Consider the following 11,938-nt stretch of genomic DNA (forward strand, 5'->3'; position numbering starts at 1 on the left):
GTTCCAGGGAACGCTAACGTCTCACTCCGCTGGAACACCCCTCATCCGTCGCCTTCGGCGACACCTTCTCCCACAAGGGGAGAAGGGGAAGCCAGAGCTTGCCAAACGCGACTACGCTGCTATTCTTGCTGCTAAAATAAGTTTACACACAGGCAAACTTGTTTCTCGCTCGGAGGAGGGTTGAGATGAGCCGATCGCCCTACCCTACCGTTCTGCCCGGACCGCCCCAGCCCAGCCTCATCCTGAGGCCCGGGCAGATCGCGCTGCCGCCGGGCATAGAGCGCTATACGATCCAGGGCAATGGCGCGGTGCTGATCGACATCGAGGCTGGCGATACGGTCAGCGTCAGCAATGTCGAGGGCGGACAGCCTTGCGAGCTGCTGGCCTGGGATAAATCCGGCGTCACCGCTCCCGGCATTTTCGGCGAACGGGAAAACAGCAACGCCGCCGGCATCAAGGCGCTGCTTGCCGAAGGCGACGACAGCCTGTCGGCGCTGCGCCTCAGCTTGCAACGCCGCCAGGTCCAGCTTGACCAGCCTAACGCCGTTCGCGTGTTTGGCGGCGCCACGCCAGCCGGCACCGAGCAGAGCTTCACCGTCGCACGCGACGGCGCGCTGCTGATCGCGGCACCGGGCGGACCGATGCTGGTCGATGGCCACAACACCGCAACGCCGCTCACCGTGATGGTGCGCCGCGCCATGATCCGCCTGAAGACGAAGTCCGGACTGCCCGATCCGCTCGCCGATCCGGTGCTCGACCTGCGCGTCCACTCGGCGACGGCCGAATCCTATTTCGTCAAGGCCGGCGACTATCTGCAGATCATCGATGTCGATGGCCGCCAATGCACCGACTTCCAGTGTTTTTCGGCGCGCAAGCTGGACCAGGGCCTTGACCATCCGCTCGACGTGACGACGACCCGCACGCTGATGGGCTCGGCCTATCCGATGCCCGGCCTGCATTCGAAATACTATGACCAGGACATGGAGCCGCTGGTCGAGGTGGTGCAGGACACCTGCGGCCGGCATGATGCCTTCGCGCTCGCATGTGCTGCCAAATATTACGACGACATCGGCTATCCGGGCCACATCAACTGTTCGGAGAATTTCAACCGCGCGCTGACCGACAAGGGCGTGACGCCCCGCGCCGGCTGGATGGCGATCAACTTCTTCTTCAACACCGCGATCGACGCGCATGGCGTGATGGTGTCGGACGAGCCGTGGTCGCGCCCGGGCGACTATGTGCTCTTGAGAGCCCTGACCGACATCGTCTGCGTCTCCTCGGCCTGTCCGGACGACACCACGCCGGCCAATGGCTGGGAGCTCACCGACATCCATGTGCGGACCTATTCCGGCCAGCACAAATTCTCGCGAGCGATCGCCAGACGCATGAAGCCCGACTCGGAACCGAAAATGACCCGCGAGACAGCCTTTCATTCGAGCTTTGCCAAGCACACGCGCGACTTCGTGGAATATCGAGGCTACTGGCTGGCGAACTCCTTCGCCAAGGAAGGTCCCATCGCCGAATACTGGGCCTGCCGGCAGGCGGCCGTGATCATGGACCTGTCGCCGCTGCGCAAGTTCGAGGTCACCGGACCGGACGCCGAAGCGCTGCTGCAATACACGCTGACCCGTGACGTCAAGAAGCTCGGCGTCGGCCAGGTGGTCTATACGGCGATGTGCTACGAGCATGGCGGCATGATCGACGACGGCACGCTGCTGCGGCTCGGCAAGGACAATTTCCGCTGGGTCGGCGGCGACGATTTTTCCGGCGAGTGGCTGCGCGAGACGGCATCGAGGCTCGGCCTCAATGTGCTGGTGCGCTCCTCCACCGACCAGATGCACAACATCGCCGTGCAAGGGCCGAAGAGCCGCGACATCCTCAAGGACGTCGTCTGGACCTCCCCGGTGCAACCGTCGATCGGTGAGCTCGAATGGTTCCGCTTCGCGGTCGCACGCATCGGCGGCGGCAACGGCGTTCCGGTCGTGGTCTCGCGCACCGGCTACACGGGCGAGCTCGGCTACGAGATCTGGTGCCATCCGCGCGACGCCGAAAAAGTGTTCGACGCCGTCTGGGAAGCCGGCCAGCCGCATGGGCTGAAGCCGATGGGCCTGCAGGCGCTCGACATGGTGCGCATCGAGGCCGGGCTGATCTTCGCCGGCTATGAGTTCTCCGACCAGACGGATCCGTTCGAAGCCGGCATCGGCTTCACCGTGCCGCTGAAAACGAAAGCGGACGACTTCATCGGCCGCGACGCACTGGTCAAGCGCAAGGAGCATCCGCAGCACAAGCTCGTCGGCCTCGATATCGACGCCAATATCGCGGTCGGCCATGGCGACTGCGTCCATGTCGGCCGCGCCCAGATCGGCGTTGTCACCTCCGGCATGCGCTCTCCGGTGCTCGGCAAGACGATCGCGCTGGCCAGGCTCGACGTCACCCATGCCGAGATCGGCACCGAGGTCGAGGTCGGCAAGCTCGACGGCCATGCCAAGCGGCTGCCGGCGCGGGTCGTCGCCTTCGCTCACTACGATCCGCGGAAGAGCAAGCCGCGTTCCTGAAACAGCCGCGTTCCTGAAAAGCCTCCCGAGGCTGATCCGACCCCCTGCCGGCTGCCACCGGCGGGCGGTCGGGTCGATGTTTCGCCAGCGTGATGTGCACGACATTCACAAAACGCTTGACGTGAAAGCGCGTCGGATCAATCTTCACTGCTAAGAAAGAAATACGACTGAGTGGAAACACCGGAGTCGTGCGGTCACATGCCGGGGAAAAGCTTCGCGAAGCCGAGGCATCGCCGGCGGGGAACAACAAAAAGGGGAATTCACTGACATGAGCACGATAAGCACGGCCCTGGAGCAGCCTGCCGAAAGCAAGCTGCTCAGGAATATCGACTGGCGTGGCGCCTTCTGGGTGGCAAGCGGCGTTCCAGCGCTGGTCCTGTTCTCGATCGGCGGCATTGCCGGCACCACCGGAACGCTGGCCTTCCTGATCTGGACGGTGTCCATGATCATGGGCTTCCTGCAATCCTTCACCTATGCCGAGATCGCCGGCCTGTTCCCTAACAAGTCGGGCGGCGCCTCGATCTACGGCGCCACGGCCTGGCTGCGTTACTCGAAATTCATCGCGCCGCTATCGGTGTGGTGCAACTGGTTCGCCTGGTCGCCGGTGCTGTCGCTCGGCTGCTCGATCGCCGCGGCCTATATCCTCAACGCGCTGGCGCCGATCCCACTGTTCACCGCGGCTTCGCCCGACGTCGTCGCCTATATCGCGGCCCATGCCGGAACCGCGCCGGCCGACGCCATCACGGCGGTGACGGCCACGGCGACGCCTGCGATCCGCAACTGGACGCTGTTCAGCCATACGCTGGGCCCGGTCTCGTTCACGTTCAATGCCACCTTCTTCATCGGCGCGGTGCTGATGCTGATCATCTTCGCCATCCAGCATCGCGGCATCCTCGGCACGGCCAATGTGCAGAAATATATCGGCCTGCTGGTCATCATCCCGATGCTGATCGTCGGCGTCGTGCCGATCATCACCGGACAGATCAACTATGCCAACTTCTCGCCGCTGGTGCCGCTGGCCGCCGCCTACGCGCCGGACCCGGGCGCCTGGAATATCGCCGGCTGGACGCTGGTGCTGGGCGGGATGTTCATCGCGGCATGGTCGACCTACGGCTTCGAGACCGCCGTCTGCTACACCTCGGAATTCAAGAACCCCGGCACCGATACCTTCAAGGCCATCTTCTATTCCGGCCTGCTTTGCATGCTCCTGTTCATCCTGGTGCCCTTCACCTTCCAGGGCGTGCTCGGCCTGAACGGCATGCTGGCAACGCCGATCGTCGACGGCTCAGGCGTGGCGGATGCGCTTGCCGGCATGGTCGGCGGCGGGGCACTGATCCACAGCCTCCTGGTCATGCTGATGATCCTGGCGCTGGTGCTGTGCATCATGACGGCGATGGCCGGCTCCTCGCGCACGCTCTACCAGGGTTCGGTCGATGGCTGGCTGCCGCGCTATCTCAGCCACGTCAACGAGCACGGCGCGCCGACGCGGGCCATGTGGACCGACCTCTGCTTCAACCTGATCGTGCTGGCCATCGCCTCGGCCGACGCGACGAGCTTCTTCTTCATCCTCGCCGTGTCGAATTGCGGCTACATCATCTTCAACTTCCTCAACCTCAATGCCGGCTGGATCCATCGCATCGACAACGGCCATATCAACCGGCCGTGGAAGGCACCGAGCTGGCTGCTCGGGATCGGGGCGATCTTCGCCTATGTCAACGCGATCTTCATGGGCGCCGGCGCCAAGGTGTGGAACCCGATGGCGCTTTGGGCGGGGCTCATCACCGCGGCCCTGATCATCCCGGTGTTCTGCTTCCGGCACTACATCCAGGACAAGGGCAAATTCCCCGACCACATGCTGGCCGATCTCGGCATGTCGGGAGCCGACCTCTCGGTCAAGAAGGCAGGCATGCTGCCCTATCTGACATTGGTCGCCGGCGTGGTGGTGATGCTGCTCGCCAACTGGTACTTCGTCATCTGACGATGACGGTTTGAAAACAAACGGGCGCGCTTCGGCGCGCCCGTTTGTTTTTGCTATCTCCCACGCCGACGTTAGCCGGCCCTGCGAATGGCCGCTTGCTCGCCTTCGAAGAATCGGTTGGGCGGCCGCTTCAGGCCGAGATTCTCGCGCAAGGTCGCGCCCTCGTATTCGCGGCGGAACAGCCCGCGCCGCTGCAGTTCCGGCACCACCTTTCCAGCAAAGTCGTCCAGGCCGGCGGGAAGATACGGGAACATGACGTTGAAACCGTCGGACCCTTCCGTCACCAGCCATTCCTCCATCTCGTCGGCGATGGTCTGCGGCGTGCCGACGAAGGCAAGGCCGGCATAGCCGCCGAGCCTCTGCGCCAGCTGGCGTACGGTCAGATTCTCCTTCCGGGCCAGTTCGATGACGCGCTCGCGACTGCTCTTCGAGGCATTGGTCTCCGGTATGTCCGGCAGGGCGGCGTCGGGATCAAAGGCAGACGCGTCATGTCCAAGAGCGATCGACAGCGAGGCGATGCCGCTCTCGTAATAGACCAGGCTGTCGAGCTTGGCGCGCTTGGCCCGTGCTTCCTCGACGCTGTCGCCGACGATGACGAAGGCGCCGGGCAGGATCTTGATGTCGTCGCGCGATCGGCCGAGCTTTTCGGCGCGGCTTTTGACATCGGCAAAGAAACGCTGCCCAGCCGCGAGATCGCTGTGGGCGGCGAAGATCACCTCGGCGGTTTCGGCAGCCAGTTGCCGTCCCGCATCCGACGCGCCGGCCTGGACGATAACCGGCCAACCCTGCACCGGGCGCGCTATGTTGAGCGGTCCGCGCACCGACAGATGCTCTCCCTTGTGATTGAGCACATGGAGTTTCTCGGGATCGAAATAGAGCCCGCTCTCGGCATCGCGTATGAAGGCGTCGTCGGCAAAGCTGTCCCAAAGACCGGTGACCACATCGTAGAATTCGCGCGCGTTGTGGTAGCGCTCGTCGTGCTCGACATGCTCATCGAGGCCGAAATTCAGCGCGGCGTCGGGATTGGAGGTCGTCACGATGTTCCAGCCGGCGCGGCCACCGCTGATATGGTCGAGCGAGGCGAAGCGGCGGGCTATGTGATAGGGCGCGTCGAAGGTGGTCGATGCGGTGGCGACCAGGCCGATATAGTCGGTGACGGCGGCCAGCGCCGACAACAGCGTGAACGGCTCGAAGGATGTGACCGTGTGGCTGCGACGCAGAGCCTCGATCGGCATGTTGAGCACAGCCAGGTGATCGGCCATGAAGAAGGCGTCGAATTTCGCTGCCTCAAGCGTCTGCGCGAAGCGCTTCAGATGCGCGAAGTTGAAATTGGCGTCGGGATAGGAACCCGGATAGCGCCAGGCGCCGGTGTGAAGACTGACGGGGCGCATGAAGGCGCCGAGTCGCAATTGCCGATTTTCTGCCATGGGGAATGATCCAGCGATGACGAGCGTAGCCGCTCCGATATCGGTGCAGGATCGGCCGGCATCAAGTTCATGAAAAGGAATTCTGTTTTGCGAGATCCGCCGCGGGGAGCATTTTCACCCGGGGCCCTGTGATGCGGATCATCCGCCACCGGCGTTCACCGATGGCGGATGATCCAAGGTTGCCACCTTCTTGTTTCAGCATGATATCCCGAGCCGGAGGTCAGCGGAGCAAAACCCCTGCGCACTTTTCGGGATCATGCTCTATTCCGCGGCCAGCGCCAACTGCGGCCGTTCAGTGCCTTCGATCTTCTCCGGCGTCTGTTCGTCGGTCTTGGCCTTCTTCTTCTCGCGGCCGAAGAACAGCGCGTAGCCGGCCGGCAGCACCAGGATGGTGAGCACGGTCGCAACCAGGATGCCGCCCATCATGGCGTAGGCCAGCGGCCCCCAGAAGACGGCGCGCGAGATCGGAATCAGCGCCAGCACGGCGGTCAGCGCCGTCAGCGTGATCGGCCGGAAACGGCGCACGGCAGCGCCCACGATCGCCTCGGAGCGCTCCATGCCGGTCGCGATATCCTGGTCGATCTGATCGACCAGGATGATCGAGTTGCGCATGATGATGCCGAGCAGCGCGATAACACCGAGGATGGCAACGAAGCCGAACGGCGCGCCGCTGATCAAAAGGGCCGCAGCGGCGCCGATGATGCCGAGCGGGCCAGTTGCCAGCACCAGCATCGCCTTGCCGAAATGCTGCAGCTGGATCATCAGGAGCACGACGATGATGGCGAGCATGATCGGCGCCTTGGCGGCGATCGAGGCCTGGCTCTCGGCCGAGTCCTCCGCGCCACCCTGGATCTCGATCTTGTAGCCCGGAGCCAGGCCGGCGCGCAGGTCCTTCATGTCGTTGTACATCTTGGTGACGACGTCGTTCGACTGCACGCCGTCGGGCAGCGTGGCGCGCACCGAGATGGTCGGCAGGCGATCGCGCCGCCATTCGAGGCCCTGCTCCATGACAGGCACGACCTTGGCCACCTGCGACAATGGCACCGAACCGCCGAAGTCGGTGGGGATGTAGACCGAGTCGACCGAGGACAGCAGCTTGCGGGTCGCCGCCGGTTCGCGGGCGACGATCGAGACCGTTTCCTCGCCGTCGCGGAAATCGTCGAGCGGCGCGCCGGACATGGTCGCCTGCAGCATCTGGCGGATGCGCTGCGAGGTGACGCCCAATGCACGGGCACGGTCCTGATCGATGACCAGCTTCATTGCCGGCACAGGCTCCAGCCAGTCGTCATGGATGGCGCCGAGCAGCGGGTTTGCCTGGAACTTCGCCTTGACCTCGTCGGCGATGCGGCGCACCTCCTGGCGGTCGGGACCCATGACGCGCATCTGCACCGGCCAGCCGGTGGGCGGGCCGAGGAAGAGGCGGTCGACCTTGCCGCGGATCGAGGGGAAATCGTCGGCCAGGATCGTGCGCATCTTGACGATCAGCCGCTCGCGCGCCGGCTCGTCCTTGGCCATGACCAGAAGCTGGGCGAAGTTCGGGTTGCGGAGCTGCTGGTCGAGCGGCAGGAAGAAGCGCGGCGCGCCTTCGCCGATATAGGTGGCGATGAAGCGCTTGTCCGGGTCGTCCGTCATCCTGGCTTCAAACGCCTTGGCCTGCTTTTCCACTTCCTTGATCGAGGTGCCTTCCGGCAGCCAGAGATCGACCAGGATTTCGGGACGCGAGGATTGCGGGAAGAAGTTCTGCGGGATGAACTGGAAGGCCCACAGGCTGGTGGCGAAGGTGACCAATGTCATCACCAGCACGATGATGCGGTGGCGCACGGCCCAGGTGACGGTGGCGCGCAGCCGCCGGTAGAAGCCGGTGTCGAAGACATCGTGATGGGTGCCGGCATGCTTGCGCTGCTTCAGGATCATGTAGCCGAGCCACGGCGTGAAATAGACCGCGACGAACCAAGACACGATCAGCGCGATGCCGACGACATAGAACAGCGTGCGCACGTACTCGCCGGCGGTCGAGGCGGCGAAGCCAACGGGAATGAAGCCGGCCGTGGTGATCAGCGTGCCGGTCAGCATCGGGAAAGCGGTCGAGGTATAGGCGAAGCTCGCCGCCTCGATCTTGACCAGCCCTTCCTCGAGCTTTCGCTCCATCATCTCGACGACGATCATGGCGTCGTCGACCAGAAGGCCGAGCGCGATGATCAGCGCGCCGAGCGAGATGCGCTGCAGGTCGATGCCGATCTCGTACATGATGGCGAAGGTGGCGGCCAGAACCAGCGGGATAGCGATGGCGATGACCAGGCCGGAGCGCCAGCCGATCGACAGCAGCGAGACGGCAAGCACGATGAGCAGCGCTTCGCCGAGCGCCTCCATGAATTCGCTCACCGCGTCCTTGACGACCTGTGGCTGGTCGGAGATCTGATCGACCGCAACACCGTAGGGCAAACCCGCCTCGAAGCGCTGATAGGTCGCTTCGACATCCTTGCCGACGTCCCTGACGTTAAAACCCTTGGCCATGACGACGCCGAGCTGAACGCTCTCATGGCCGTTGAAGAGGTATTTGTTGTCGTAAGGATCCTGAAGGCCGGAAGAGACGGTGGCGATGTCGCCGAGACGCGTCACCTGGTTGCCGGAACGCAGGCGCAGCTCGCGGATATCGGCGGCCCTGGTCACGTCGCCTTCGACCGAGATGCGCACCGAGCGCAAGCCGGTGTCGACCGAACCCGCCGGATCGACGGCGTTCTGACCCTTGATGGCGTTCTGCAGGTCGACCATCGTCAGGCCGCGTTCGGCGAGCGCCTTGGACGAGACGTCGATATAGATCTTCTCGGGCTGGTCGCCGATGATGACGGCCTTCTCGACGCCCGGCGTCGTCAACAGCATGTCGCGCGCCTGGATGGCGAATTTCTTCAGTTCCGGATAGGTGAAGCCGTCGCCGCTGATCGAGTGCAGCGTGATGAAGGTATCGCCGAACTCGTCGTTGAAATAGGGACCAAGCAGGCCCTGCGGCAGGTCGCCTGAGATGTCGCCGACCTTCTTGCGCACCTGGTAGAAGGCGTCCTTCACCTCCTCGGCGTTGGTGTCGCCCTTGACCTGGAGCGTGATGATGGCGCTGCCGGCCCGCGTATAGGAGCGGACGAAATCGAGATGCGGCGTTTCCTGCAGCTTGCGCTCGATCTTGTTGACGACCTGGTCTTCCATGTCCTTGATCGAAGCGCCCGGCCAGATCGCCTGCACCACCATGACGCGGAAGGTGAAATCCGGATCTTCCTTCTGACCCATGCGCATCAGGCCGAGCGCGCCGGCAAGGATGATCAGCCCGAACAGGAAGCGGGCGATGCTTGGATGCCCGATTGCCCAGCGCGAGAGGTTGAAAGGCCGCTTCTCAGTGCTGTTGTCGTTTGCAGTAGTCATGGCGCAAGTCCAGTCCAATTGGCCGGCAAGGCAGGCTTGCCATGCTGTTCCATGAATTCTCGGTCGGGCTTCCGGGCGGCGAACCCCTCAAGCGGAGAGAGATCGCGTATCGCGTGGGACGCGGCACTGCTGCGGGGGAGCCAACATGCCGGCATCTCACGGTCGGGCGTCGCCGCCCGGAACCCATGCCTTCCCCGGCCCGCGGATTGACACGGGGGCGGGAACGGCGTTCGTCACGCCTGACTTAGGTCTTAGTTGGATGCATGTCGTTGTCCCAAAACCGCTTCGCACTTTTGGGCGACATGCATCAGTGCAGGCTACTCGTTGTCGCGACATCGTCCTCCGCCGAAGCGGATTGCTGAGCGTCGCTGGAAAGCTTGACCTTCAGGTTATCGGTCATGAACTGCGTGCCGGCGGCGACCACGACGTCACCTTGTTTCAGGCCGTCGGCCACGGCGACGCCGTCGGCGGTGAAGTTTGCGACCTTGATCGGGCGCGGATGAACCGTGTCCGAGGCGCGGTCGACCGTCCAGACGATCTGCTTGCCATCCTTCTCAGCCATCGCGGTCAGCGGGATCGACACCAGTTGCGCCTTGCTGCCGACCGTCGCCGCGACATTGGCGGTCATGCCAAGCAGCACGCGCGGATCGCTGGGCAGCGAAACCCGGACCGCGAAGGTGCGCGACTGCGCATCGGCGCTGCCCGCCACCTCGCGGACCTTGCCGGCAAGCGTGAGCGCGTCATCGGACCAGAAGCTCGCCTTGACCTCCTTGCCCGGACGGAAGCCGGCAATATCCATTTCCGGCACCGCGATCAGCACTTCCTTCTCGCCGTCGACCGCAACCGTCATCACCGGCGTGCCGGCGGCGACGACCTGGCCGACATCGGCGGAGACAGCGGTGACGATGCCATCCTTGCTGGCCTTGAGATCCGCGTATTGGACCTGGTTCTGTGCCTGGGCGAGCGTCGAGCGGGCGGCATCGCGCGTCGCGATCGCCTGGTCGTAAGTCAGCGTCGCCTGGTCGAGCTGCGACTTCGGCGCGAAGGTCTTGGTGTAGAGCTGCTCGGCGCGCTTCTTGGCGATATCGACGATTTCGACCTGGCGCTCGGCGGCATCGAGGTTTGCCTGCGCGCTCTTGACCGACAGCGCGTAGTCGGCGGGATCGATGCGGGCGAGCACATCGCCGGCATTCACATGCTGGCCGATGTCGACCAAGCGCTCGGTGACCTTGCCGGCGACGCGAAAGCCGAGGTTCATTTCGACACGGGCGCGCACCGAGCCCGAATAGTCGAGCTGGCGGGTGGTCTGCGCCTCGCCGATCTCGACGACTTTCACCGGACGGATGACTTCCGCGACCGGGGCCGCTTTCTCCTGCGAACACGCGGCAAGCCCGAGCGCCGCGACGATCAGGCCCGCGGCTGGCAGCTTGCGGATGATGGAACTGGACAAAGACACCTTAGCACTCCCGAACTGGAGATGATCGTCAACCGGCACCCGGCGGACAGCTTCTATTTCAAGGCTCTGATGGCGTAGTCGATAAGGTCGTCGGTCGTTGCCCTGTTGGTCTTGGCAAGGCACTGCGCCACCATCTGCGGATGGCAGAGAATAACCGTGGCGGCGCCGAAGCAGCGCGAGGCCGTCACAGGATCTTGTTTGCGGAATTCGCCGGCCTCGATGCCGTCGCGGATGATCTCGGCGAAAATGTCATGGATGCTGTCGATATGCTTGTCGATGACGGCCCAGTCGCGCTCAAGCGCGACGATAACCATTTCGTGGACCTTCTGGTCGTCCAACAGGACTTCCAGCGTCATCTTGTATTGGGCATGCACGTAACGGCGCAGCCGCTCCTCGGCGCTGATCGGAAGCCGCGAGATCTCGTAGGCCATGTTATAGCTCGCGCCGAGCATGCGGCCGCAGACGGCTTGGTGGATTTCAACCTTGGACGCGAAGAAGCGGTAGATGTTGGCCGGCGACATGCCGAGCTCGCGGGCGATGTCGGCCACATTGGTCTTGCCGTAGCCATAGTGCCGGAAGAGCCGCTCGGCGCAGTCGAGAATGCGCGTCACATTCTCCTGCCTGGCGGGGTCGGCCGTTATGTTGGCTATGTTGGCGGCTTCGGACATGGTGCTTTCGTTTGACAAGTGACGAATTTCGATTTTCGTCATTCGTAAAATGAAGGAGGCCGGATGTCAACGCGGAAATCGACGTACGTGTATAGTTGGTGACAGATAGTGACAGTTGGCGGGGCGCAATAGCCGACGCTTGCGATTGGTGGGCGCGCCCCCGATGAGGTCGTCATCCTAGGGCGAGGCAAGGAGCGTAGCGACGCGGCGCAGACCCTAGGATCCATGCCGTGACGTCGGCTGAAAAATGCAACCATGTCAATGAATTACACTCGATGGTCGCGTACAGCTTGCAGCGAGATATTCGCAACCGTTGAAGCACGGCCGCATGGTCACGGCATGGATCCTGGGGTCTCCGCGACGTCGCTTCGCGACTGCTCCACCCGAGAATGACGAAATCCCAAAGGTCTGCGACAAATTGTCGAGGTCAATGCGAAAGAGCA

General features: G+C 63.5%; 6 protein-coding genes. 2 read left to right on the plus strand and 4 right to left on the minus strand.

Annotated elements, in window-relative coordinates:
- Positions 1–185: 185 nt before the first annotated feature.
- Together ACVDG8_RS10255 and ACVDG8_RS10260 are read left to right on the plus strand one after the other, a co-directional pair.
- A complete protein-coding gene (locus tag ACVDG8_RS10255; protein ID WP_447254605.1) occupies positions 186–2,555 on the plus strand; it encodes a DUF1989 domain-containing protein in 2,370 nt (789 codons plus the stop codon).
- Positions 2,556–2,823: 268 nt separating this feature from the next.
- Positions 2,824–4,533 carry an APC family permease gene (locus ACVDG8_RS10260; RefSeq protein WP_447254606.1) on the plus strand — a complete coding sequence of 570 codons (1,710 nt, stop codon included), beginning with the start codon at positions 2,824–2,826 and terminating at the stop codon, positions 4,531–4,533.
- A gap of 71 nt (positions 4,534–4,604) precedes the next feature.
- On the opposite strand, the gene ACVDG8_RS10265 is transcribed toward ACVDG8_RS10260, so the two are convergent.
- The 4 genes from ACVDG8_RS10265 to ACVDG8_RS10280 all read right to left on the minus strand — a co-directional run bounded on the left by ACVDG8_RS10265 (position 4,605) and on the right by ACVDG8_RS10280 (position 11,495).
- A complete protein-coding gene (locus ACVDG8_RS10265; protein WP_447254607.1) occupies positions 4,605–5,960 on the minus strand; it encodes an LLM class flavin-dependent oxidoreductase in 1,356 nt (451 codons plus the stop codon).
- 261 nt (positions 5,961–6,221) lie between these two features.
- Positions 6,222–9,371, minus strand: a complete 3,150-nt coding sequence (locus tag ACVDG8_RS10270) for an efflux RND transporter permease subunit (protein ID WP_447254608.1) — start codon at positions 9,369–9,371, stop codon at positions 6,222–6,224.
- A 307-nt stretch (positions 9,372–9,678) separates the two neighbouring features.
- Entirely contained in the window at positions 9,679–10,827 is a 1,149-nt protein-coding gene (locus ACVDG8_RS10275) for an efflux RND transporter periplasmic adaptor subunit (RefSeq protein WP_447254609.1), read from the minus strand.
- 53 nt (positions 10,828–10,880) lie between these two features.
- Positions 10,881–11,495: a TetR family transcriptional regulator gene (locus ACVDG8_RS10280; RefSeq protein WP_447254610.1), complete on the minus strand. Its 615-nt coding sequence runs from the start codon at positions 11,493–11,495 to the stop codon at positions 10,881–10,883.
- Between the last annotated feature and the right edge of the window lie 443 nt (positions 11,496–11,938).

The organism is Mesorhizobium sp. ORM8.1, assembly GCF_053005525.2.

Bases quoted from the DNA above. Each gene is read 5' to 3' on its own strand.
- ACVDG8_RS10260 (WP_447254606.1), top strand. From the start codon at position 2,824: ATGAGCACGATAAGCACGGCCCTGGAGCAGCCTGCCGAAAGCAAGCTG.
- ACVDG8_RS10280 (WP_447254610.1), bottom strand. From the start codon at position 11,495: ATGTCCGAAGCCGCCAACATAGCCAACATAACGGCCGACCCCGCCAGG.
- ACVDG8_RS10270 (WP_447254608.1), bottom strand. From the start codon at position 9,371: ATGACTACTGCAAACGACAACAGCACTGAGAAGCGGCCTTTCAACCTC.
- ACVDG8_RS10255 (WP_447254605.1), top strand. From the start codon at position 186: ATGAGCCGATCGCCCTACCCTACCGTTCTGCCCGGACCGCCCCAGCCC.
- ACVDG8_RS10265 (WP_447254607.1), bottom strand. From the start codon at position 5,960: ATGGCAGAAAATCGGCAATTGCGACTCGGCGCCTTCATGCGCCCCGTC.